The following is a 23,459-nucleotide window of genomic DNA, read 5'->3' as shown; positions in this document are numbered from 1 at the left end:
CAGAAAAAAGGAAATACAGGATTATCCGAAGCTTTTTTTCCTGAACGATAACGCTGTCATTCCGGTCGCTTTACTGAAGATCCGCGAGAAATACGAATAATCATCATACCCAAGATCACAGGCAATTTCTTTTACCGACTTTGAAGAATGAAACAAAAGACGCTTTGCCTCCAGAATAATTCTTTCCTGGATATGGAAAGAGATGGTTTTACCGGTAGCCGTTTTCGCGCACTCGTTCAGGTAGGCGGTGGAGAGATGCAGTGTATCAGCATAATACTTCGGATACTTCTGTACATCAAACTGATCTTCCAGCAAAGACGTAAATCTGTTCATGATATCTTCAGAGCGGGTAGTGAATGGGGCTTGTCCGGATCGGCCAACAGCGGGGAAATCATTAGCCCGATCAGAGCATTGCAGCTATCCTTCAGTATCGGGTTGGTATAATTTTCCTTCAGGGGCTTTACTTATTTTCAGGCAGACTGCCATTGCATCTGACAGAATACCAAAGATCTCATCAGGCAGTAACAGGGGACCCGCCGGGACTTTTTTCTGTAACAAATCATGATACTCAGTATTCAGGTTGTCATTGCTGACCAGCAGGGTAGTGAACAGCCCTTCTTCAAAAGAAATCCCCCGGTGTACCTGATAAGGCCGGATATACATAACGGCAGGGGATGAGATCATGTATTGCCTGAAATCCACTTCAAATATTCCCTTACCCTGTTCCAGAATAAAAAACAGATGGTAATTGTCCCGGTGGGTTTTTCTTATGATTTCTGATTCAATATCTTTGACTGATGACTTTTGAATGAGGATGCCCCTGCTTTGATCATCAGGAAAAGTATGCAGGGGAATGGATTTAGGCTTGGAAGACATACATACGGTTATGAGCTCAATATACGAACTAAAGTACGAAAGTAAAAATCCGTTTTTCCATTGTCCGGCCATAGAATCCGGCTGATGCAGGAAAAGGACAGCAGATACTTTGGCTTATCAAATCAGTATCTGCTCAGCCGGACTGTGCGGAATGAGCGGATTGCAGATCCTGTAAACAAGAATTTTAAAAAATTATTAAAATTATTTGCATAAACGTTTAACCTAAATTAATACGGAACTTCCGAACTATTGTTAGTTCTTTTACATAATTTTTGTCCGGATAATTGCTGTGGGTAAATTAAAGTTCTGTAAATTAGTATATTACTGCAAAATATGATCCGGATTTAAAAAGTGGCAAAAATACATTTATTTTCAGAACCGGCAAAAAAATAAGCCTGTTGTTTTATTACCTTTTTATGAAATATTTTTACAGCCTTAAACCTCATTAATGAAGAGAGCTTCCATAAAAGACATAGCAAAAATGGCCGGTGTTTCCGTAGCTACGGTTTCTTATGTCCTGAATAAAAAAGAAGGAAGCAGGATAGGAGAGGCTACGCGGGTGAAAATCCTGGAAATTGCCGAAGCCATCAATTACATTCCCAACAAAATCGCCAAAAGCCTGAAGACGAGCAAGAGCAAGCTGATCGGCCTTATTGTAGCAGACATTTCCAATGATTTCTATTCCGGCATTGCCCGTAATATTGAAGATGAAGCCATGAAACTGGGCTATACCTTACTCATCGGAAGCTGTGATGAGAACCCGGATAAATTCAGGAAGCTCACTGAGCTTTTTTCAGAACAGCAGGTAGACGGGATGATCATTGCGCCGGTAATTGATTCCGATGAAGCCGTACAGAAGATGATCAGCGACCAGTACCCGCTGGTTACCCTGGACCGTTACCTTACCCATGTGGATGTTGCAGGGATCATGATCAATAATTTTGAAGTTTCCGGACAGGTATGCGCTTTTCTGGCAGGGAAAAAATTCGATGAAATCATTTATGTGGGGTATGATACCCAGCTTCCGCACCTGCTGGACCGGCAGAACGGTTTTGAACACTATATGGCAGCAACAGAAATTGCTACCAAAAAAGTAATGGTCGGACTGCATAATATCGCAGCGGAAATTCATGCAGGGCTGCAGGAGAATTTGGTGATCGACGGCAGGAAGACCGCAGTCTATTTTTCCAGCAACAAACTTGCGGTGGCCGGGCTCAGCTATTTCATTAAGGAAAACATCAGGGTGCCGGAAGATGTATCCGTTATTGCCTTTGATGAAACCGAAGCCTATACCCTGTTCCCGACGGAGATTGACTTTGTAAAACAGCCGCTGAAGGAAATGGCCAGGGCATCGGTAAAAATGCTGGACGACCAGATCAACGGAAATCCTTCCGGCATGGAAAGGACCGTTTTTGCAGCGGAATTAATTCATAAAAAATCAGTCATATAAAAATTTTAAATAATAACTTAAACGTTTAACCTATGTCAATACAAAAACCATATGTAGTTTGCTTCGGAGAGGTGCTCTGGGATATTTTCCCATCCGGATCAAAAGCAGGCGGCGCGCCTTTCAATGCAGCCTATCATATTTATAAGAAAGGAACGGATATTAAAATGCTCAGCCGTGTCGGTCATGATGATCTCGGCGAGCAGCTGTTGCAGCAGATTAAAGGCTGGGGCATTACGCCGGACTACATCCAGACAGATGAAAAGCATCCTACCAGCACCGTTGTGGCCCATATCGACGAACATAATGAAGCCACTTATGAAATTATCAATCATGTTGCCTGGGACTACATCGATTTCCTTCCGGAACATGAGAAGCTGGTTTCGGAAGCGGAAGCCTTTATATTCGGGAGCCTTTCTGCCAGGAATGAAAAGACGAGGGAGACCTTGTTCAGGCTGCTGGATCATGCAAAGCTCAAGATCTTCGACGTTAATTTCAGGCCGCCGTTTATCGATGTCAACCTTATCAAAGCGCTTCTTCACCAAGCAGATATCGTAAAAATGAATAAAGCTGAAATGCGGCAGATCATGCAGTTCCTGAGCGAAGAATACAGGAGCGAAGATGAAAGTGCCCTGTATATCCAGGAACATTTCAACATCAGGGAAATCGTGCTGACCAAAGGAAGCAAAGGAGCCCGCTACTTTACAGGAAACCAGAACTATGGTTTTCCCGCCGTGCCGGTTAGAATCGCTGATACGGTAGGAAGCGGGGATTCTTTCCTCGCGGGATTTGTCTCCGAAAGGATCAAAGGCAGCAGCCCGGAACTGATCATGGCCGAAGCTACTGCCCTGGGCGCGTTTATTACATCCAAAGCAGGAGCCTGCCCTGAATATGAGGCGGAAGAATTTCAGCAGTTTAAGCACAAAAGTACAATAGCCCTATGAATACCGCTAAATTTACCGAGAAGAAGTACGCCGTAGTACTTGCATTTGTGACGTCCCTTTTCTTCTTCTGGGCCATTGCCCTTACCATGGGAGATGTCCTGAACAAGCATTTCCAGAATGTCCTGCATATCTCCAAGTCAAAATCCGGACTCGTACAGCTTTCCATTTTCGGGGCCTATGCACTGATGGGAATTCCGGCCGGGTATTTCATGAAAAGGTTCGGATACAAAATGGGCGTAATCCTCGGGCTGGTCTTATTTGCCAGCGGATGCTTTCTGTTTGTACCGGCGGCAAACCGGGAGTCTTTCGGTTTTTTCAGGATTGCCCTTTTCATCCTTGCGTTGGGGATGGCCACGCTGGAAACCGTAGCCCATCCTTTTGTTGCAGCGCTCGGAAATGAAAAGACCAGCGACCAGCGGGTTAATTTCGCGCAGTCTTTCAATGGTCTGGGGGCTATTGTAGGACCGCTTCTGGGAGGAATTTTCATCTTCGGGGCTGCCGGCGAAAGCCATTCGCTGGATTCTGTGAAGAGCCTGTATACCTGGATCGGGATCGTAGTGGTATCCCTGGCGCTGATTTTTGTGTTCATTAAAGTGCCGGACCTTAAGGATCCGCATGCCGGTGAACATGATTTGTCCGATGATGCCCAAGGCACTGCCCATCCGCTTTCTGAAAGCAATCCGGATGCGCCGCTATGGAAACAGCGGCACTTTATCTGGGCCGTTGTGGCGCAGTTCTTCAATATTGCCGCACAGGGCGGAACCTGGGCGTTTTTCATCAACTATGGTGTGGAAAAAATGCATCTTCAGGAAACGCAGGCAAGCTATTATTTCTCATTGAGCATGGCCATGATGATGATCGGCAGGTTTGTAGGGACTTTCCTGATGCGCTATATTGCTCCCAATAAGCTGCTGGCTATTTTCACCGCCTGCAACATCATCCTGTGTCTGGTGATTTCACAAAGTTTCGGATGGGCATCCTTTGTCAGCCTGATTCTCCTGAATTTATTCCTGAGCGTGATGTACCCAACGATCTTCAGCCTGGGCCTCAAAAGGCTGGGGAATAAGGTCCATCAGGCGTCTTCCTTCCTGGTGATGGCCATGTTCGGGGGTGCGGTGTTTCCGCCGCTGATGGGCCGTATTGCAGAAACGGATGTGGCCCACGCGTATCTGCTCCCGATCATCTGTTATGCGGTGATTATATTATTTGCCTTGAAATTCTACCGTCCCAAAACACTGAAGTAATCTGATGAAAAATACCATGCTGAAAGGCTTGCTGGCCATTATTTTGCTGGCAGGCCAGGTAACGTATGCCCAGATTGTCATTACCAATAAGAAGTTTTCTTTCGGGACAACGGGAAGAATCGGGGCCGGCTACTCACCCAACGCCGACGGGAAAACCGGCCGCCAGCTGAACCTGAACAACCAGGGCTCCCTCGGAGGAAGGATGGATCAGGGTGACTATGTGGATTTCCTGCCGGCTTTCCATTTCACTCCGGTCACCGGAGGCGACAGTGCCCGCAGCACCAAGATCGACATGCAGGCGAGGCTCAGCTTTTATTCCGGCGGAACCTTTCTGGGCAATGTAGACACCAAATCCAACCAGGGAATGATCGTCGCACTGCCGGAAGCGTTTGTGGAGGCACGGAATATTATGGGAAGCAACTGGGACGTATGGGCCGGTTCCCGGTGGCTGAGGTATGACGACATCCATATCGCGGATTATTTTTATTTTGACGACCATTCAGCGACAGGCTGGGGGGTCCGGCATAAAAATACCCGGTTCTCCATGTTTTTCCCGGCAGTGATCGATACGGCGGCCAGCAATTCGACGCCGTATTCCTATACCAACATCATCAGCGGATCAAAAAGCCTGATCTACAGGCAGCGGGAAGTCTTCGTACTCGAACACACCCTGCCGTTCAGGAACAATGCCCTGAAACTGATGGCGGAATTCCATCATGTGGATGAAACCGGAAAAAATGCAATGGAACAATATCCGGCAGACAATGGCTGGGTACTGGGCGCAAAACTCAATACAGGAATCAAAACAACACTTCCCGGATCCTTCAACCAGTTCTCCGTACGATATGGAAACGGTATTGCCAACGGCGGCGATAACGGAAATACCCAGACCTGGAGAACCTACGGCGCCCCGGACGAAAATACCCGGACGTACAGAGGCGCTTATTCCTTTACCGCCGTTGAACATGTGCTCTTCAACCTCTCCAGCCGCTGGTCGCTGAACGGGTATGCCGTGTTTACAGCCAGCAAGGGCGGCTCGGACAGTGAAAATAAAGCCATGGATTATTACAGGAGGGAAATTTTCAACAAAAAAACCGAATTCAATACCGGGGTGCGGGCCACCTACTATGTAAACAACTGGTTTCATATCCTGTCTGAACTGCATTACGGAGTCCGGAAAAACGGGATTCAGGATCCTGCTTCCATGGTAAAGCTGGTGCTGGCTCCCACCATTGTGCCGACAGCGGAAAGAAGTGTCTGGGCCCGTCCGCATATCCGGCTGATTGCCGAACTTTCCCGCTACAATGATGAAGCCATGAAAAGCCTCTATTCACCCTTTCTGCAGGGTTCCGGGCCCAAGAGGTACGGAACGTATCTGGGAATAAGAACCGAATGGTGGGTATTTTAAATCTTTAATCAATAAAAAAATCAACGCTTATGAAAATACAGTTTGGCGCCTCGCTGCTTTCCTGGATCACACCGGTCTGGACTCCCGAAGCCGGAAAATATGCCATCAAAAAAACAGCCGGTGCGGGCTTCGATCTTATTGAAATCCTGCTGCCGCCTTCGATGGACCTCAATGCTACTGAAGTCAGAAAACAGCTGGATGACCACCATCTGAATGTGGCCTGTTCGTTGAACCTGCCGAAAGAAGCCCATATCGCTTTTTATCCTGAAGCTGCCGAACAGCTGATCAGGAGGGCAGTAGACCTGAGTTCGGCTCTGGAAAGCGAATTGTTGTGCGGGGTGCTTCACGGCGGAATCGGCGTATTCTCCGGCAATCCGCTGACGGAAGAGGAATCGGTTATTATTACGCAGGTCTGGAGCCATGTGGCAGATTATGCAGGGAAAAAAGGAATAGGTATTGCCATTGAACCCATCAACCGATATGAAAGCTATGTATGCAATACGGCGCAGAATGTCCTGGACCTGATCCATGCAACCGGAAAAGACAATCTTTTCGTCCACCTGGACACTTTTCATATGAACATAGAGGAAAACAATTTCCATGATCCCGTGATCGCTGCCGGGAGCAGGCTCAGGCATTTCCATATAACGGAATCGCACCGCGGCATGCCGGGCGAAGGGACCGTGAACTGGGAAGAATTGTTCCGGGCACTGCAGGAGATCGACTTCACCGGGAACCTGGTGCTGGAAAATTTTTCATCATCCGTCCCGGGAATGCAGCAGATGGTTTCCTTATGGCAGAAATCGCCTCATGATGCCGAAGAACTGGCCAGAGGAAGCCTTGCCTTCATGAAATCGTACTGCCTGTAGTTGTGTGAAGTAAATTGACGTGAACTCGGATTGGAAAATAGATAGAGGCAGGAAGGGAGTAAGCGGGTTACCGGAATTTCGTCTCACACTTTTCAGAATAAACCGGTTAATTTACGGTGCCGTCCTGATGATTTCAGCAGAGCCGGATATTTATTTCACCTGATCCGTCCGGAAAAGCAGACTTATTTCAGGAGACCAATTTTGTTTTTATTAACTTTGCAGTTCACAATATAATTTTTTATGCACAAAGCAGGATTTGTAAACATAGTGGGTAAACCCAATGCGGGAAAGTCAACCTTACTCAACCAGCTGATGGGGGAGAAGCTGGCGATTGTCACGCAGAAGGCGCAGACCACGAGACACAGGATTTTCGGGATTTATAACGAAGAGGATCTGCAGATCGTATTTTCCGATACACCGGGCGTTCTCGATCCGAAATACGGGCTTCAGGAAAAAATGATGGATTTTGTAAAAGATTCCCTTCAGGATGCCGACGTCTTCCTTTTCATCGTAGATGTTACGGATAAGGCGGAGCCGTCTGAATTCCTGATCGATAAACTCAATAAGATTCCCGTGCCGGTACTGCTGTTGCTGAATAAGGTAGACCAGACCAACCAGGAAGGCCTGGAAAAACTGGTGGAAGAATGGCACAACCGCATCCCGAAGGCGGAAATCCTGCCTATTTCGGCACTCAATGCCTTTAATACGGATGTCATTCTGCCAAAGCTCAAATCCATGTTGCCGGAGAACCCGCCGTATTACGACAAAGACCAGTATACCGACAAACCGGAGCGTTTTTTCGTGAACGAGGCCATCCGCGAGAAGATCCTCCTGAATTACGAAAAGGAAATACCGTATTCGGTAGAGGTGGTCACCGAGCAGTTCAAGGAAAAAGAAGGAATCATCTTCATCGATTCCATCATTTATGTGGAACGTGATACCCAGAAAGGGATCATCATCGGGCACAAAGGGGAGGCCATTAAGAAAGTAGGAACCGAATCCAGGCTGGACCTTGAGAAGTTTTTCAATAAAAAAATCCACCTTAACCTGTTTGTCAAAGTAAAGAAGGACTGGCGTAAAAACGACCGTGATCTGAAGAATTTCGGCTACCGGTAGATTAAAATCGACGGGAAAAGCCTTTGTTTTCCGGGAATTTTCATTATCTTTAATCAAATTTTAGCTTAATGAACTCATTGAACGCGGCACAATCCCATTCGGTTTTGAAAGATATTATTTTACTGGCAGTGCGGGTATTCATCGGATTTGCCATGCTTTCCCACGGTTTTCCAAAACTCCAGATGCTGATTGAAGGGAAGAAGGACTTTTACGATTTCCTGGGCATGGGACCTCAGATTACCCTTGGCCTCACAGTATTCGCTGAGTTTGCCTGCTCCATCCTCCTTATCCTGGGCCTTTTTTCCAGGGTGGCATTGGGATTCCTGATTTTTACCATGGTGATAGCCGGTTTTGTAGTCCATGCCGCAGACCCTTTTGAAAAGCAGGAACTCAGCCTGGTCTATCTGGGCATCTACCTTATGCTGATGGTATTCGGAACCGGTAAGTTTTCCGTGGATTACCTGATTGAAAAAAGAAAAAGAGCCAACGACTGGTAGCAATACCGGAATACAATAAAGTAGAAAAGCAGCAGGAATTTCCTGCTGCTTTTTTATTGATGGATATGATGAATCCGGATCATCCTGTCCGGTACGAGAGACAAAAAATAGTGAGTCGCACGGCACATTTTAAACTTTTAAGGTTTATACAGTCCTGAAAATTCCTTTCAGATTTTGGAATCCGGTATATCCGGAAGGCAAACAGCTGAACAGCACCTTCAAATCTTTTCATCCAAAATTTCCGATATTATATTTCTCTCTCCTTTGTCCTTCATCATAAAATTCAGTATTTTCGTCGGAAAGAGATTATAATGAAGATCAAACTCACCATCTGCCTGCTGGCCTTTCTCAACTTCTATGAGGCCCAGGAAAATATAGCCTACCAGAAGCCGTCGGCAGAGATTCTCAGACTCGCAGACTATGAACGTCCGCCCAGTGTTATGATGAACAGCAAAAAAGACTGGATCGTCTTCAGTTATCGCCCTACGTATAAGACGCTGGAAGACCTCAGTCAGCAGGAGATGAAGCTGGGAGGCTTGAGGATCAACCCTTTAACCAATATTTCCAGCACGATAACCTATATCAGCAACCTGAAAGTCAGAAAACTGAATGGCAAAACCGAAGTCCAGGTGAAAAATTTACCTGCCAGCCCTAAAATTGCCTACCTTTCTTTTTCACCGGATGAGAAGAAACTGGCTTTTACCAACACCACCTCAAAAGGAGCTGAGCTCTGGGTTGTGGACCTGGAGACGGCAGCGGCTAAGAAAGTGACTTCCGATAACCTGAATGCCAACCTGGGAAGTCCGTATGTGTGGAACAAGGATTCGCAGAACCTGCTGATCAAAGTACTTCCGCAGAACCGGCCTGCATTAATAGACTCAGGCAAAGACCTGCCGACCGGCCCGATTGTCTCAACGACAGACGGAAAGGTTTCCCAGAACAGGACCTACCAGGATCTTCTGAAAAACCCGCAGGATGAAAAGAATTTTGAGATCCTTACCGCTTCTGAGATATACAGCACAGACCTGAACGGAGCCCTGAAAAAGATAAAGGATCAGGATCTTTATACCGGCCTGAGTTACTCGCCGGACGGCAGTTACCTGATGGCCACCACCATCAGAAAGCCGTTCTCTTATATTGTTCCGCTGAGCCGCTTTCCTATGACCACAACGGTATATGACCTGAACGGGAATGCCGTAAAGGTGGTGAATGAAACTCCCCTGAATGAGATCATGCCGAAAGGTTTCTCCTCCGTACGCACCGGAAAGAGAGAGATGGGATGGAGGAGCGACCGGCCGGCCACGCTGGTGTATGCGGAAGCCCTGGACGGAGGAGACCAGTCGAAAGAAGCGGAATTCAGGGATGAGATTTTCACGTGGGAAGCTCCGTTTGCTGCAGCCCCACGATCTTTTTTCAGAACAAAACAGCGGTATGAAAATATAAGCTGGAGCAATAATCATTATGCCATCGTATCCGAAGGGTGGTATGACACGCGGAACACGAAATCGTACCTGATTGACCTTGATAACGGGCAGTCAAAAATCATTGACGACCGGAACTATCAGGACGTGTACAGCGATCCCGGAAATTTTAATACGACCAAGAACCAGTATGGAAGATCGGTAGTGGATATGAAAGGCGGAAAATCATACCTCATCGGTGCCGGATTCACCAAAGAAGGCCAGCATCCCTTTATCGATGAGATGGATATGAAAACCCTGAAGAAAAAAAGGCTGTACACCTCCGATACCAAAAATGCGAAAGAGGAAATCATCGATATTCTGGACCCGGCAAAAGGGGAAATCCTCACGACCCGGCAGTCTTCCAGCCTGTATCCGAATTATTTCAGGAAAAATATAAAAACCGGTAAAACAGAAGCGGTAACTTCCTTTGCCAATCCGTTTGAAAGTATCAAAGATGTTTATAAGGAAGTGATTACCTATAAGCGGAATGATGGCGTTACCCTGACAGGAACCCTGTACCTGCCTGCCGGTTATGACAGACAAGCAAAAATAGAAAAACTTCCGCTGCTTATCTGGGCATATCCTACCGAATACAAGGACAAAAATACCGCAGGGCAGAATACCCAGAATCCCAATGACTTTACGTTTCCGTACTATGGATCGTTCGTGTACTGGACTGCAAAAGGCTATGCCGTACTGGATGACGCTGCTTTCCCGATCATCGGGGAAGGAAAGACAGAACCAAACGACACCTTTATTCCGCAGCTGGTCGCCAATGCTGAGGCTGCCATTAATGCAGTAGACGCATTAGGTTATATCGACCGGAAAAAAGTAGCAGTGGGCGGACATTCGTACGGTGCCTTTATGACGGCTAATCTCCTTACGCACTCCAAACTGTTTGCCTGCGGGATTGCCAGAAGCGGTGCCTATAACCGAACCCTGACGCCGTTCGGTTTCCAGAGCGAACAGCGGAATTACTGGGATGTACCGGAGATTTACAACGCGATGTCGCCGTTCATGAATGCCGATAAAATGAAAACCCCTTTACTGCTGGTGCATGGGGACGCAGACAACAATCCCGGAACTTTTACCTTACAGACCGAGCGCTATTTCCAGGCCCTTAAAAACCTGGGGGCCCCTGTAAAGATGGTACTGCTTCCGAAAGAAGCCCATGGCTACGCTGCTAAAGAAAACATCCTACACCTTCTCTGGGAACAGGACCGGTTCCTTGAAAAATGCCTGAAAAAATAACAAAAGAATAACAATTGCCCTTACCATCCGTTCAGCTTCTGAACGGATGTTTTTATGAAATGCATGAGCGGTCCGTCATCACAGTAATGGCTCCGGTTTTTATTACAGGAACTTTAGGAGCTCCCTGATATTTTTCACCTGCATGAAACGTTCACTTTCAGGTGTGTCGTCATGCTGTTCATGAGCCCAGGTCACATGATAAGGGACATAAGCTGCATATCCGCCGGTTTCCAGGACAGGCAGTATGTCAGACTTCATCGAATTACCGATCATCAGGAAGTGTTCCGGCCGGCAGTCCAGATGGTCCATGAGTTTCCTGTAGTCCTCCGTTTTCTTATCGCTCATGATTTCTATATGATGGAAGCAGGCCAGCAGGCCTGATTTTTTCAGCTTACGCTCCTGGTCCAGCAGATCGCCTTTGGTAGCTGCTATCAGACGGTATTTACCGGTAAGGGCGTTCAGTGTTTCCGTAACCCCTTCCAGCAGTTCTACCGGTTTCTGCAGGAGATCATGCCCGATGGCCAAAATTTCGCTCATTAGCGACAGCGGGGCACGGCCGTGGGAAATCCTGACCGCCGTTTCTGCCATGCACAGCATGAATCCCTTGATGCCGTAGCCATACAGGTGCAGGTTGCAGATTTCCGTCGTCAGCAGTTCTCCGGCAACGAAAGGGTAGGGATGATCATTTTCAAAAAGCCGGCAGAAGGCTGCTTCTGCCTCCTGAAAGTAAGGTTCGTTGATCCAGAGGGTATCGTCTGCATCAAAGGCAATGGTATGGATAGAATTCATAGTACGTTAAACTTAGATTTTGTATTTTTCCGGCATCAAAATTCAGAATTAAAAACAAAACCGAAAAGGACATTTGTCCCGGGCCATTATTATGCTGCGAACGAACCAACCATTTCTGGATTATCTGGAAGAACTGTACCGGAACCAGAGCCACAGAGAGAATATTGTGCTGAAATCCTATGCTAAGGGTGAGAGAATCCTTACCCAGCATGAAGTTTCCACGAAGATCATGCTGATCGGGAGCGGGATTACCAAATGTTATTTCGTAGAGGAAAACGATAAGGAATACATTGTTGAATTTCTCGGGAAAGGCGAGATTGTCGGGGAAATCGAGGTGATTAAAAATGTTCCCTGCCTCTGCAGCATTGAAGCCATTACGGAAGTTACCGTCTATGCAATGGCGATCCCTTACTTCCAGGCTTTACTCAAAAATGACCTGAGGCTTAACAACTTTCTGCTTGATGTCTTTGCTGAACGCATCGTCAATACGTCCAGCCGCGCTTCTTATCAGCAGCTGCACACTTCAGAACATACACTCGGCCAGCTCCTGGACCTGAAATCCAGGGAAATGGAAATTTCCAAGGAAGATATGGCGGCTTATCTCGGCATCAGCGTCAGGAGCCTGAACCGGGCGCTGAAGGAATACCAGGATAACAACGGCAACCGGGAAGAAAACGGCAAATAAAAAATCTTCCCGTATCTTTGCGGAAAATTGATGTCAGCGTATGGAAGAGCTCGTGTTCAGGAATGCAGTCCTGGAAGATGTACCGGAAATTGTGGAAATTTACAATTCCACCATCCCTTCAAGAAGGGTTACTGCTGATACGGAAGCGGTCTCCGTGGAAAGCCGGATCAGCTGGTTTCATGAGCATTCAGCTGACAGAAGACCGTTGTGGATGGTGGAAGACACACAGGGTAGCGTATTGGGATGGGTCAGCTTTTCTTCCTTTTACGGAAGGCCGGCTTATAACGGCACCGTTGAGATCAGCATTTATATGTCAGAAAATTCCCGGGGAAAGGGCTATGGAAAGACAGTGCTGCAATATTGTATCGATCATGCGCCTGATTTTGGCGTGAAGACGCTGCTGGGATTCATCTTCCTGCATAACGAGCCCAGTCTGAAACTGTTCCGCCATTTCGGTTTTGAGGATTGGGGCGTTTTTCCGGATGTGGCGGTGCTGGATGGTGTGGAAAGGACCCTGGTGATCCTCGGGAAAAGAATCGGTCAGTAATTTTCATTTTCTGACTGCTGGATTTCCGGCAGAGGTTGCCATTGATGTCCCGGACCTTATTTTTCAGGAGCTTTTTCCCGCTATCCACTGTATCTTTTTCTGCCTTCACTTTTCCTGCCGCAGAAAAAGGATGCCGTTTCTATCGGGGCTAGGCATCCGTTTCCTGATGCGGCTGATTTCCTGAAACAACCTTTTTTACGTAAAAAACCTATAAGGTTTTCAAAACCTTATAGGTTTAACCTGCCTCCGCTGATGAATTCAGAGGAGATTGAAATTAGCTATTGACCAAGAGTGAATGGTGAATGGTGAACTTTGCTCCGCAAGTGAATTTTCAGGCTGAAGTTAAGAATTGACCATTGACCAGCACAGCGGATTGACCATTGACAAAAGGCAGACGGTGAATTTGAGGCTGTCTGTCTGGTAGGCACAAGCTTGGAAGCTTGCGCCAGCGGTGAATTTTCAGGCTGAAGTTAAGAATTGACCATTGACCAGCGCAGCGGATTGACCATTGACAAAAGGCAGACGGTGAATTTGAGTCTGGCTTTCTGGTGGCACAAGCTTGGAAGCTTGCGCCAGCGGTGAATTACAGGCTGAATTTAAGAATTGACCATTGACCAGCGCAGCGGATTGACCATTGACAAAAGGCAGACCGTGAATTTGAGGCTGTCTGTCTGGTGAGCACAAGCTTGGAAGCTTGCGCCAGCGGTGAGTTACAGGCTGATTTTAAGAATTGACAATTGGCCAGCGCAGCGGATTGACCATTGACAAAAGGCAGACGGTGAATTTGAGGCTGGCTGTCTGGTAGGCACAAGCTTGGAAGCTTGCGCCAGCGGTGAATTACGGACTGAAGTTAAGAATTGACCATTGACCCGCAGGAATTGACTATTGACCAAAGACCTACGGTGAATCCTGTTACAGAGGTTATATTTCAGGCTATCTCTGGTTCAGGCCTGAGTTTGATTCCCTGCTGATAACACGATTCACCGCCTGCCATCAGGGACTGCTGATGATCAGCGTTGAGGGGATGTCCGAGAGCCACAGGCTTTTGGAGTCGATCAGGTTTTTCCAGCTTTTGCTGCTGATGATCATCAGGTCCTGAGAAGTAAGGAATTCTTTTTCGATTTTCTTCTCGTTATATAAAGTGATATGATTGGGTGCTACCTGTTCAATGCTGCGGATCAGTTCCCTGACTTCGATATTGTTACGGATCTGTCCGGCCACATCAAGGATAATGATCTGGGAGTTGTTGTTGTTGATCAGTCTTTTGGCATATTCCAACAGGTAAAAATCGCTGAGGTTGAAAATCGGGACGAAGACCCTGTCTGCCGCCCGGAAATCCTTTTCTACGAAGACACCCACCGGAATCTGGGTTTTATCTAAAATCTGAAGGGTGAAATCGTCGAAAGGTGAGTTGTTAAAAATATTTCCTTTCCCTTTTACGGTGTTCAGGAGTTTCTCCGGGTTGATGATTTTGGTGGTAAATCCCAATAGTCTTCCCAGCAGGCTGCCTTCATACATGGATTTTCTGAGAGGAATAAGCAAAAGGTCATAGTTTCCGCGGTTGGAAATACCCGTAAGATCACTTTCAATATCGGTAGAAGCCTTAAAAAGGGTAGTGATCTCAAGATCCAGCTCCTGTGAAGTTTCAATGACGTTTTTAAACTGTTCGGTTTCAAAATGATCGATATCAAAGGGATGAAGCTCATCAACGGGAGCAATATTCATGGCTGTGATGCTTTTGTTGCCGTTCATTTTGCGGGTGAAGTTGTCCGCCAGCTTCAGCAGTGCACTTCCGGAAACGGCAGTTTCGAAGGAAAGGAGGACGCGGTATCCGGCTGCATGTTCTGCTTCGCTGTCGTCTTCTGTCATTGAGGATCTGCCTTTGAACAGGTAATTGATGAGATCAAGGCACGGTCCTGTCATAAAAGTGGTGAATAGAGCCATAATGACGAGTAAGGCAAACAGTTCCGGCCCGAGGACTCCGAGATCGTATCCGATGTTGAGTACGATGAGTTCGGTAAGCCCTCTGGTATTCATCAGGGCACCGATGGTAAGGCTGTCTTTCCAGCTGATTTTCAGGAATCTTGCGGTAAGAGCGCTTCCTACAAATTTTCCGGTAACGGCCGTCAGGATAATGAAGCCGCCGATTTTCCAGAGATGCGGGTCGTTCAGCAATCCGATCTGGGTTCTTAATCCGGTAAACACAAAAAATAGCGGAAGGAGAAGGACCAGCGCCACATCTTCCACTTTTTCAATAAACAGGTTTCTGAATTTAATATTTTCCGGCATGATGGCTCCTGCCATAAATGCTCCGAACAGCGCATGGATCCCTATGACTTCCGTGGCATAGGAAGAGATAATCAGGATAAGGAAAAATACGGCTACCAGTGATTTGCTGATAAATCCTTTTCCTTTCTGGGCTTCGGCAATCCGGTTCAGGAACGGCCGCACCGCCTTGATCATGATAAAAACATACAGAACGGCCATAAGGATAACAAACAGGGAACCTGAAAAAGACCCGGCCTTTACAATGGCAATAACTGCAGCCAGGATGCACCACGCCGTAATGTCATCGGCGGCAGCGCAGGTGATAACCACGGTTCCTATTTTGGTTTTATGCAGATTCCGTTCCTGTACAATCCTTGCCAGTACGGGAAATGCCGTAATGCTCATGGCAATTGCGATGAAGAGGGCGAAGGAGCTGAACTGAATGCCATCCGGTGCAAATTCTTTGTAAATAAAATAGGAAAGGCCTACCCCCAGGGCAAAAGGGAAAATAATGCTGGCATGGCTGATGACTACGGCATCATGCGCCCGTTTCCGGAGTACGCTGAGATCCAGCTCCATGCCGACGATATACATAAAAAGGATGAGGCCGATCTGGCTTAAAAACTGCAGGTTCGGCAGCGATTCTTTAGGGAAAATAAATGCCGAAAGCTCCGGGAAGTACAGTCCGAAAAGAGACGGGCCAAGAACAATCCCGGCAATCATTTCACCGATGACGGAAGGCTGTTTCAGTTTTACACAGATCCATCCGAACAGCTTGGCCACCATAATGATGGTGACAATCTGGGCCAGAAGCAAAGCCAGCGGATGATGAAGGTTGGTGAGAAAAGAATCGGTGAAGTTTTCCCACATCGTAGAGCCGGTGGTTTTCGGAAGGGCAATGCTTTCCCCGGTTTCCAGTGTCTTCCCTTCTACAAAAAAACAGTACATCAGCCCTGAAAAAAAAGCGATGGTGCTGATGTAAAAAATAACGGTTTTGTATTTTCCCAATCTCATAATTCCTTTTGTTGATGTACAAAGTTCTTAAGAATATATGGATGCCGGAACGCCTGTTTCAGAAAATGTAACCAAGACTTTGAAAAATGTAACGAAAAGGTGATCTCGCGGCTTTAAAATCCGTGAATGCTATCTCACGGTTTAAAATCCGCGAGATCATGTCATGTACTGCTCATTTGCCAAATTTTTCCATCAGGGCGCTTCTGTAGGCATCACCGATCTGCAGTTTCAAAAAACTGTCGTTTTCAGCAGGAAGTGTGGTAATGAGTTCCTGGGTTGAGAATACCTTGATGCATGGCAGGGCAATGATTTCCTTCTTGTTGACCTGAGCGAAATTTTTTGAAGGAAGCATTTCAAGGAGCGTCTTGAAATTAAGGTTTTTAAGAACAAGGGTACTGCCGTCGGTAAGGAGTACTTCCTTGTCACGGCTGTCGATTTCGGAGGTTCTGATACAGGCAATCCGGTCGGTGAAAAGTACCGTCCTGCCGATGTTGGTATTCCATTCAATAAAATCTTTAAACCCCGGGTTTCCGAGAACTTCCTTTGCTTTTTCAAAAGCCTGCAGCAGCCTCTCCTTTTTAATCGGTTTCCGTACATAATCCACAACATTGAGATCAAACGCTTCGGCGGCATACTCCTTATAAGCCGTAGTAAAGATGATTTTTTTTGAGCCTGAGATCCGTTCGGCTACCTGCAGGCCGCTGATTCCGGGCATCTCGATATCCAGGATGCAGAGGTTGCAGTCGATATTTCCGATTTCATGCAGGAAAATTCCGGGATCATTAAATGCCTTCACCACTTCTACGTCTTCCATTTCTTCACAGAGAAGCTTCAGATAGCTGATTGCCAGCAGTTCATCATCAAGAATAACGCATTTTATCATAAAATTCGCCAAGATTAATGGTTAGTTCTGCTGTAAATATACCGTTTTTTGACTGTTTCTGGAGCGTGTAAGCAGTACCGTAAATCATCTTCAGCCGCTGGTCCAGTGACTGGCTCCCGAATCCGCTTTTTTCTTTTTCCAGCATATTTTTTACAGAAGCCTTATTGCTGACCTTCATCATAAAAATTCTGCTTTCCAGTTCGAGCTGAATGGAAATAAAAGAATCCTGTGCAAGGAAATCAGTATGCTTGAAAGCATTTTCAATCAGGTCCACTGATAGTAAAGGAGCGAATACTTTCTCTTCATACAATTCGTCTGACGTATTGATTTTTGATTTGATCCTGAAATCAAACAGCGGATTGATTTTGATTTTGTTGATCTCGATCAGACTGAGGGCAAAATTCAGTTCTTCTTTAGGGCTGACGAATTTGTTGTTGCTTTCATACAGAATGTAGTCCAGTACATTCGCGAGCTTGTCCAGTGACATATAGGTATGATAGGCATGCGACTGGACGGAATTCAGGATGTTTTTGAACAGGTGCGGGTTGAGCTTGGTACCGATATGCTCCAGCTGCACTTCATTCAGTCGCTGTTCCACCAGCTTATGGGCTGAGGTAAGCCGGGCATTTTTCCTGCTGAGACTGCGGTTGCGGGTAAACAGGAAGAAGCTGGCCGTCATTAAAAGGAAGACAGCGAAAACACCGGTAAAGATCAGGTAATCCTGAATCATGTAATAATTCCCTTCCATGGATGTTTGATTGATGATCTTATGTTATTAATCTCACGGATTATAAATCCGCGAGGTCAATCCGCGAGGTCAATCCGCGAGATCAATCCGCGAGATCAATCTGCGAGATCAGTTCGTTCTATCTTAATTTTTTTAAGGAATTCAGCGTAGCTTTTTCCTCACATTTCTCAAAGGTGATTTCATAGACCGGCTGGGTTTCAGGATAGGTAAGGAGATAGTCCGGACAGGGCTTTTTCTGGGCATGGCTCCTGTCGAAATCAATTTTGCCTTTGGTAATGATGCTGTCCCTCAGGAATTTTTCATTGATTTTCAGTTGGGCCATTTGCGCTTTGAACGGACCGGAATAGGTGAAATCTTTGGAAAGAGTTTCCGCAATCACCCGGCTGTTGGGCAGGTAGCCGCTGCAGCTAGCTCCTTTTTTATTGAGGATAAAGAAGACAAAAATACACCCCGGCACCAGTCCGATGGCATAAAATTTAAGTTTTTTCATTAGAAAATTAAAAGGTTGATATCGTGATAGGTGAGCCCGAAACGGTCGCAGATGATTTTTTTGGTATGCCTTCCTTTGTACATGTAAAGGCTTTGTTTCATTTCATTTTTGCGGACCAGCATGTTCTCGAAGCCGCCTTCTTCGTCATAATGCAAAATATAGGATAAGAAAAAGTTGGAAATGGCCTTGGTCGTGGTTCTTGGCATGCGGGAAGTCAGGTTCGGCAATCCGCAATGGATAACGCCATGCTTGATGATGTAAGGATCTTCCATCGTGGTAAGTTCGGATGTTTCGATGACTTTCCCGTTATCGATGGTAATATCAATGATCACACTTCCTTTTTTCATCTTCATTACCATATCTTCAGTAACAATCGGGGTCATGTTTAACCTGGGGAGCGCTCCGATCACTACGTCGGCTCTTCGTAATGCCTTTTTCAGTTCTTTCGGATCGATGATGGAAGTGGGAACCCTGCTGTCCACCAGAGTATGGAGTCTTCTGAGCTTGGAGAGTGAATTATCGAAAACCCTGACACTCGCTCCAAGACCTATGGCTGCTTTGGTGGCAAATTCCCCTACGATCCCGGCGCCTATCACCACAACTTCTGCCGGGCGAACCCCGGTGATTCCTCCCAGCATGAGCCCGTTGGACAAGGCCAGCAGCTCAGACGCATAAAGGATGGAAACCGTTCCGGCAATTTCACCGATCAGCCTTACCAGGGCCAGCTGTTTGTATTCATCCACAATGAACTCGAAAGCAATGGCATTTACTTTTTTATCAGCCAGCTTCAGGAAGTAGGCCTTATCCCGTAAATTGATCTGAAGCGCCGAAACCAGATAGGTGTTCGGTCTCATATAATCGATTTCCTCCTCGGTAGGCGGATTGATTTTTAAAATTAAGTCCTGGCCGAAAGCTTCTTTAGGATCATTGGTGATCTTTGCCCCGGATTCGGAATACTGCAGGTCGGTAAAGAACGAGCATTCGCCGGCACCTGCTTCAATGATGATTTCATGGCCACATTCCACCAGCACCTGTACTGCATCAGGCGTGATACAGGTTCTCCGCTCATTCAGGGAAGTCTCTTTAGGGATTCCGATGCTGAACTGTTTGCCTTTTTTAATGACCTCCAGCTTTTCTTCTTTCGGTATCAGTTCTTCTTCGGTAAAAGGAGTAAAAATGTTTGTCGTGCTCATCCTTTAATTAATTAAATTCTTACAAATCGTTAGGTTACATTCAAATTCAGAAGCAAAGATACATAATATTTACGCGAATGAAATCTCACGGCGGTCTCCGGTATTGTTGATGCTCATTTCATGAAAAGGGATCCCGTACAGTTCGTCTTCATAGACTTCAGGCCATTCAATGATACACAGGAAAGCATCGTCCAGGTATTCTTCAATCCCGATATCGTAAACCTCTTCAATATTTTTCAGCCGGTACAGGTCAAAATGATAAACTTTCCCTTTGGGTGTTGCGTATTCATTGACAATGGAATAGGTAGGGGAACTGACTTCATCTGAACTTCCCAGGTTTTTCAGCAGGAACTGGGTAAAGGTGGTTTTTCCGGCACCCAGATTCCCTTTCAGCAGGAGAACGGGATGCTGCAATCCGGCAACAACGGTTTCCGCAATATTCTGCCAGTCTTCAATATGGTGGATCGAGAATTTCATTTTTAAGCAAAGATACTTATTTATTGAATTTTCACAGGTAAAAAAGAAAATGCAATCATGAAAAACAGCGCAGTGTAACCCTGGTAATGATAAAATATATAAATGGTAATGAATCAGCCGGTTATATGTTTTTTAACGAAAATATTATTTTTAAAGTGTTGTCGTACAGTCGTTTGTGTATGGTAATAAAGGTTGGAGCTATGAGGGAAATTGATTTTTTTATAGTACCTTTGTGAAGATTTCCCTGTTTTACGGGGTTCGTATTTTTAATCATTTTCAGGCATATGATCTCCAAACAGACAATAGATAAAATATTCTCTACCATCCGCGTAGAGGAGATTGTTGGTGAATATGTCCAGCTGAAGAGAGCCGGTTCCAATTATAAGGGGCTCAGTCCGTTTCATGATGAGAAAACACCCAGTTTCGTGGTTTCTGCCGCCAAGCAGATCTGGAAAGACTTTTCAACGGGAAAGGGCGGAACGGCGATCTCGTTCCTGATGGAAATCGAAAATTTCACCTATCCCGAAGCGCTGCGCCATGCCGCAAAAAAATACGGAATCGAAATCGAGGAAGACCAGAAAGATTTTTCCCCTGAAGCCCGGCAGGCCAATACGGAGCGGGACCTGCTGTACAAGATCCATGAAGTGGCCAATCATTACTACCAGGAATTCATGTGGGATTCTGAGGAGGGGAAATCCATCGGTCTTTCGTATTTCCGGGAACGTGAGCTGAAAGATGAAATCATCAGGAAATTCCAGTTAGGGTATTCCCCGGAGAAAAAAGATGCCTTTACAGCATATGCACTTGAGAAAGGCTATAATAAAGAGATCCTTGAAAAGTCCGGACTTTCTATTTTTCCGGAAAATGCGCCTTCAGGAATCGACCGTTTCCGCGAAAGGGTGATTTTTCCAATCCACAGCTTTTCGGGAAGGGTATTGGGATTTGGCGCAAGGATTCTGAAAAACAATGTAAAAACCGCAAAATACCTCAATTCACCGGAAACGGAAATTTACCATAAGTCCAATGTCCTCTATGGACTGAACCAGAGCAAACAGGCCATTTCCAGAAAAAATATATGCCTTCTGGTAGAAGGGTATATGGATGTGATCTCTCTGCACATGTCCGGGATCGAAAACGTGGTAGCCAGTTCGGGGACCTCCCTGACGACTGAGCAGATCAAGCTCATCAAAAGGCTTACGGAAAATGTAACCATTCTTTTTGATGGTGATAATGCCGGGATCAAAGCCAGCTTCAGGAGCATTGATATGCTGCTTACGGAAGGCATGAACATCAGGGTACTCCTTTTCCCGGACGGTGATGATCCGGATTCCTTTGCCAGAAAACATCCGCAGGAATATGTGGAACGATTCATCGAGGAACAGGCTATGGATTTCATCGATTTCAAGGCTGAAATTCTGCTGAAGGAAGTTGGTGACGACCCTATTAAAAAAGCGGAGGCCATCCGTGATATCGTTAAATCGGTTTCTTTCGTGCAGAATGCGCTGAAGAGGGAAGTGTACCTGAAGCAGGTTTCCAATAAGTTCGGCCTCTCCGAGCAGAGCCTTTTCAACGAGCTTGATGTCCAGAAACAGGTAACCCGGAACCAGATCCAGAAAACACAGGTGAGGGCAGAGGCGCAGCAGCCGGTAAAACTGGAGATTGTGGAAGCCCCTGCGGACTATGTGGATCCGGTACTTTTTAATGTGACCAAACTGGAAAATGACCTCATTAACCATATGCTCAATTTCGGGGATATCATCCTGCAACGCAAAACGCCGGACGAGCAGGCTTACGAAATCACGGTAATCGAGGAAATCCTCCATCATTTTGAAGAAGACGGCTATGAGTTCCAGGTAGAACTGAACAAAAAGATTGTGGAATACATTAAAGAAGGCATCGAAAAAGAAGAGCTGAGAAAAGGCAATTTCTTTTTCGGGCTGATGGATGAAGAACTCAGCAAAGCCGCCGTCAATTCTATGAATATCTACAGTGAACTGAACGACTGGACCACCCGGAATATCTTTTCGCCGAATTACGGAGACCGCATCCACGACCAGGTAGCAGGGGATATTCTGGTGCATAAATTCCGGTATGTCAATTTCCTGATCGTAAAAACAAAGAAAGAGCTCACCGTGCATACCGAAGGCGATGAAACAAAATATTTCGAACTGCTGAAAAAAATCCAGATGCTGACCCTGGTCTCGATAGAACTTTCCAGGCTGCTGAATTATTCTGCAGTTACAGGCATTTATACTGACAGATAAGCGGTCATTACGGGAGTTCCTGAGTACAGGCAGTGACAAAAAGTCATGTAAATTTTTAGGAATAAAAGTTGTAATATGATCTTTATAAAATTGTAACAATACACAACAGAAATATGGACATTAAAAAAGAATTCAGAGATTTCTCCACAAAACATTTAGGAAACAGCGGTCTTGCCACCGATCAGTATATGAATATGTACGGTCCAACTAACCTTACTCCGTATATTATGGAAGAAAGAAGGATGAATGTAGCCCAGATGGACGTGTTTTCACGTCTGATGATGGACCGGATCATTTTCCTGGGAACGGGAATCGATGACCAGGTAGCCAATATTGTTACCGCCCAGCTTTTGTTTCTTGAAAGTTCAGACTCTTCAAAAGACATTCAGATCTACATCAATTCCCCTGGAGGGAGTGTATATGCCGGATTGGGAATTTATGATACCATGCAGATCATCAAGCCGGACGTAGCCACCATTTGTACCGGAATCGCTGCTTCCATGGGAGCTGTGCTGCTGGTAGCGGGTGAAAAGGGTAAGCGTTCTGCACTAAAGCACTCAAGAGTGATGATCCACCAGCCGTCAGGAGGAGCTCAGGGAGTTGCTTCCGATATGGAGATCAATCTGAGAGAAATGCTGAAGCTTAAAAAGGAGTTATATGATATCATCTCAGATCATTCCGGGCAGACTTACGAATGGGTGGAAAAAGCATCAGACAGGGATTACTGGATGACTTCTACCGAAGCGAAAGATTTCGGAATGGTAGACGAAGTACTTCAGCGGTCAAAAGAAAAATAAACGGCTGTAATCATTGATAATAAAAAGCGCACTTTTAAGGTGCGCTTTCTTTTTTTGTCCCGGCTTTATCTGTTCTGAAAAAAATCAGGAAGCATCTATCTATCTGTTGGCCGTTTAGAGTATGTTTAAAAAAGATTTGTATTATTTATCTGATTTTATTGAGGATAATTTGACAATTTTGCCATAATA

General features: G+C 45.9%; 21 protein-coding genes. 12 read left to right on the top strand and 9 right to left on the bottom strand.

Annotation, left to right across the window (positions count from 1 at the left end; genetic code table 11):
• Positions 1-21: 21 nt before the first annotated feature.
• Positions 22-333 carry an AraC family transcriptional regulator gene (locus tag QZ735_RS03420; protein WP_294244206.1) on the bottom strand — a complete coding sequence of 104 codons (312 nt, stop codon included), beginning with the start codon at positions 331-333 and terminating at the stop codon, positions 22-24.
• A gap of 84 nt (positions 334-417) precedes the next feature.
• Positions 418-876, bottom strand: a complete 459-nt coding sequence (locus QZ735_RS03415) for an AraC family ligand binding domain-containing protein (RefSeq protein WP_294244203.1) — start codon at positions 874-876, stop codon at positions 418-420.
• A 448-nt stretch (positions 877-1,324) separates the two neighbouring features.
• Here QZ735_RS03415 and QZ735_RS03410 point away from each other — a divergent pair, with 448 nt between their 5' ends.
• The 8 genes from QZ735_RS03410 to QZ735_RS03375 all read left to right on the top strand — a co-directional run bounded on the left by QZ735_RS03410 (position 1,325) and on the right by QZ735_RS03375 (position 11,115).
• Positions 1,325-2,326: a LacI family DNA-binding transcriptional regulator gene (locus QZ735_RS03410; protein WP_294244202.1), complete on the top strand. Its 1,002-nt coding sequence runs from the start codon at positions 1,325-1,327 to the stop codon at positions 2,324-2,326.
• 32 nt (positions 2,327-2,358) lie between these two features.
• Positions 2,359-3,267, top strand: a complete 909-nt coding sequence (locus QZ735_RS03405; protein WP_294244200.1) for a carbohydrate kinase — start codon at positions 2,359-2,361, stop codon at positions 3,265-3,267.
• Positions 3,264-4,511 carry a sugar MFS transporter gene (locus tag QZ735_RS03400; RefSeq protein ID WP_294244198.1) on the top strand — a complete coding sequence of 416 codons (1,248 nt, stop codon included), beginning with the start codon at positions 3,264-3,266 and terminating at the stop codon, positions 4,509-4,511. The genes QZ735_RS03405 and QZ735_RS03400 overlap by 4 nt, the downstream gene beginning before the upstream one ends.
• 4 nt (positions 4,512-4,515) lie before the next feature.
• Positions 4,516-5,919 carry a carbohydrate porin gene (locus tag QZ735_RS03395; protein WP_294244195.1) on the top strand — a complete coding sequence of 468 codons (1,404 nt, stop codon included), beginning with the start codon at positions 4,516-4,518 and terminating at the stop codon, positions 5,917-5,919.
• 29 nt (positions 5,920-5,948) lie between these two features.
• Entirely contained in the window at positions 5,949-6,788 is an 840-nt protein-coding gene (locus QZ735_RS03390) for a sugar phosphate isomerase/epimerase (RefSeq protein WP_294244193.1), read from the top strand.
• 240 nt (positions 6,789-7,028) lie between these two features.
• Positions 7,029-7,904: a GTPase Era gene (gene era, locus QZ735_RS03385; protein WP_294244191.1), complete on the top strand. Its 876-nt coding sequence runs from the start codon at positions 7,029-7,031 to the stop codon at positions 7,902-7,904.
• Between the two features lie 68 nt (positions 7,905-7,972).
• Positions 7,973-8,401, top strand: coding sequence for a DoxX family protein (locus QZ735_RS03380; RefSeq protein WP_294244189.1), 429 nt, complete (start codon positions 7,973-7,975; stop codon positions 8,399-8,401).
• A 311-nt stretch (positions 8,402-8,712) separates the two neighbouring features.
• Positions 8,713-11,115 (top strand): prolyl oligopeptidase family serine peptidase, encoded by a 2,403-nt coding sequence (locus QZ735_RS03375; RefSeq protein WP_294244185.1) that lies wholly within the window; start codon positions 8,713-8,715, stop codon positions 11,113-11,115.
• Between the two features lie 102 nt (positions 11,116-11,217).
• Here QZ735_RS03375 and QZ735_RS03370 read toward each other — a convergent pair whose 3' ends face one another.
• A complete protein-coding gene (locus QZ735_RS03370) occupies positions 11,218-11,904 on the bottom strand; it encodes an HAD family hydrolase (protein ID WP_294244183.1) in 687 nt (228 codons plus the stop codon).
• A 91-nt stretch (positions 11,905-11,995) separates the two neighbouring features.
• Here QZ735_RS03370 and QZ735_RS03365 point away from each other — a divergent pair, with 91 nt between their 5' ends.
• A complete protein-coding gene (locus tag QZ735_RS03365) occupies positions 11,996-12,589 on the top strand; it encodes a Crp/Fnr family transcriptional regulator (RefSeq protein ID WP_294244180.1) in 594 nt (197 codons plus the stop codon).
• Positions 12,590-12,629: 40 nt separating this feature from the next.
• Entirely contained in the window at positions 12,630-13,136 is a 507-nt protein-coding gene (locus tag QZ735_RS03360) for a GNAT family N-acetyltransferase (RefSeq protein ID WP_294244177.1), read from the top strand.
• Between the two features lie 993 nt (positions 13,137-14,129).
• On the opposite strand, the gene QZ735_RS03355 is transcribed toward QZ735_RS03360, so the two are convergent.
• The 6 genes from QZ735_RS03355 to tsaE all read right to left on the bottom strand — a co-directional run bounded on the left by QZ735_RS03355 (position 14,130) and on the right by tsaE (position 20,209).
• Complete coding sequence (locus QZ735_RS03355; RefSeq protein WP_294244174.1) at positions 14,130-16,418, bottom strand: cation:proton antiporter; 2,289 nt, start codon at positions 16,416-16,418, stop codon at positions 14,130-14,132.
• Positions 16,419-16,590: 172 nt separating this feature from the next.
• Positions 16,591-17,301: a LytTR family DNA-binding domain-containing protein gene (locus QZ735_RS03350; protein WP_294244170.1), complete on the bottom strand. Its 711-nt coding sequence runs from the start codon at positions 17,299-17,301 to the stop codon at positions 16,591-16,593.
• Positions 17,279-18,049 carry a histidine kinase gene (locus tag QZ735_RS03345; protein WP_294244167.1) on the bottom strand — a complete coding sequence of 257 codons (771 nt, stop codon included), beginning with the start codon at positions 18,047-18,049 and terminating at the stop codon, positions 17,279-17,281. The genes QZ735_RS03350 and QZ735_RS03345 overlap by 23 nt, the downstream gene beginning before the upstream one ends.
• Before the next feature lie 118 nt (positions 18,050-18,167).
• Positions 18,168-18,539, bottom strand: coding sequence for a hypothetical protein (locus QZ735_RS03340; RefSeq protein WP_294244164.1), 372 nt, complete (start codon positions 18,537-18,539; stop codon positions 18,168-18,170).
• Complete coding sequence (locus QZ735_RS03335; RefSeq protein ID WP_294244159.1) at positions 18,539-19,732, bottom strand: alanine dehydrogenase; 1,194 nt, start codon at positions 19,730-19,732, stop codon at positions 18,539-18,541. Before QZ735_RS03335 ends, QZ735_RS03340 begins: the two co-directional genes overlap by 1 nt.
• A gap of 69 nt (positions 19,733-19,801) precedes the next feature.
• Positions 19,802-20,209, bottom strand: coding sequence for a tRNA (adenosine(37)-N6)-threonylcarbamoyltransferase complex ATPase subunit type 1 TsaE (tsaE, locus tag QZ735_RS03330; RefSeq protein ID WP_294244157.1), 408 nt, complete (start codon positions 20,207-20,209; stop codon positions 19,802-19,804).
• 284 nt (positions 20,210-20,493) lie between these two features.
• Here tsaE and dnaG point away from each other — a divergent pair, with 284 nt between their 5' ends.
• Positions 20,494-22,473, top strand: coding sequence for a DNA primase (gene dnaG / locus QZ735_RS03325; protein ID WP_294244154.1), 1,980 nt, complete (start codon positions 20,494-20,496; stop codon positions 22,471-22,473).
• Positions 22,474-22,586: 113 nt separating this feature from the next.
• A complete protein-coding gene (clpP, locus tag QZ735_RS03320; RefSeq protein ID WP_294244152.1) occupies positions 22,587-23,270 on the top strand; it encodes an ATP-dependent Clp endopeptidase proteolytic subunit ClpP in 684 nt (227 codons plus the stop codon).
• Positions 23,271-23,459 lie beyond the last annotated feature (189 nt).

This window comes from uncultured Chryseobacterium sp., from assembly GCF_913776365.1.
In the GTDB taxonomy this organism is placed as follows: Bacteria; Bacteroidota; Bacteroidia; order Flavobacteriales; family Weeksellaceae; genus Chryseobacterium.
This window is presented reverse-complemented; position numbering and strand designations above follow the sequence as displayed.

Bases quoted from the DNA above. Each gene is read 5' to 3' on its own strand.
- QZ735_RS03420 (WP_294244206.1), bottom strand. From the start codon at position 333: ATGAACAGATTTACGTCTTTGCTGGAAGATCAGTTTGATGTACAGAAG.
- QZ735_RS03415 (WP_294244203.1), bottom strand. From the start codon at position 876: ATGTCTTCCAAGCCTAAATCCATTCCCCTGCATACTTTTCCTGATGAT.
- QZ735_RS03410 (WP_294244202.1), top strand. From the start codon at position 1,325: ATGAAGAGAGCTTCCATAAAAGACATAGCAAAAATGGCCGGTGTTTCC.
- QZ735_RS03405 (WP_294244200.1), top strand. From the start codon at position 2,359: ATGTCAATACAAAAACCATATGTAGTTTGCTTCGGAGAGGTGCTCTGG.
- QZ735_RS03400 (WP_294244198.1), top strand. From the start codon at position 3,264: ATGAATACCGCTAAATTTACCGAGAAGAAGTACGCCGTAGTACTTGCA.
- QZ735_RS03395 (WP_294244195.1), top strand. From the start codon at position 4,516: ATGAAAAATACCATGCTGAAAGGCTTGCTGGCCATTATTTTGCTGGCA.
- QZ735_RS03390 (WP_294244193.1), top strand. From the start codon at position 5,949: ATGAAAATACAGTTTGGCGCCTCGCTGCTTTCCTGGATCACACCGGTC.
- era (WP_294244191.1), top strand. From the start codon at position 7,029: ATGCACAAAGCAGGATTTGTAAACATAGTGGGTAAACCCAATGCGGGA.
- QZ735_RS03380 (WP_294244189.1), top strand. From the start codon at position 7,973: ATGAACTCATTGAACGCGGCACAATCCCATTCGGTTTTGAAAGATATT.
- QZ735_RS03375 (WP_294244185.1), top strand. From the start codon at position 8,713: ATGAAGATCAAACTCACCATCTGCCTGCTGGCCTTTCTCAACTTCTAT.
- QZ735_RS03370 (WP_294244183.1), bottom strand. From the start codon at position 11,904: ATGAATTCTATCCATACCATTGCCTTTGATGCAGACGATACCCTCTGG.
- QZ735_RS03365 (WP_294244180.1), top strand. From the start codon at position 11,996: ATGCTGCGAACGAACCAACCATTTCTGGATTATCTGGAAGAACTGTAC.
- QZ735_RS03360 (WP_294244177.1), top strand. From the start codon at position 12,630: ATGGAAGAGCTCGTGTTCAGGAATGCAGTCCTGGAAGATGTACCGGAA.
- QZ735_RS03355 (WP_294244174.1), bottom strand. From the start codon at position 16,418: ATGAGATTGGGAAAATACAAAACCGTTATTTTTTACATCAGCACCATC.
- QZ735_RS03350 (WP_294244170.1), bottom strand. From the start codon at position 17,301: ATGATAAAATGCGTTATTCTTGATGATGAACTGCTGGCAATCAGCTAT.
- QZ735_RS03345 (WP_294244167.1), bottom strand. From the start codon at position 18,049: ATGGAAGGGAATTATTACATGATTCAGGATTACCTGATCTTTACCGGT.
- QZ735_RS03340 (WP_294244164.1), bottom strand. From the start codon at position 18,539: ATGAAAAAACTTAAATTTTATGCCATCGGACTGGTGCCGGGGTGTATT.
- QZ735_RS03335 (WP_294244159.1), bottom strand. From the start codon at position 19,732: ATGAGCACGACAAACATTTTTACTCCTTTTACCGAAGAAGAACTGATA.
- tsaE (WP_294244157.1), bottom strand. From the start codon at position 20,209: ATGAAATTCTCGATCCACCATATTGAAGACTGGCAGAATATTGCGGAA.
- dnaG (WP_294244154.1), top strand. From the start codon at position 20,494: ATGATCTCCAAACAGACAATAGATAAAATATTCTCTACCATCCGCGTA.
- clpP (WP_294244152.1), top strand. From the start codon at position 22,587: ATGGACATTAAAAAAGAATTCAGAGATTTCTCCACAAAACATTTAGGA.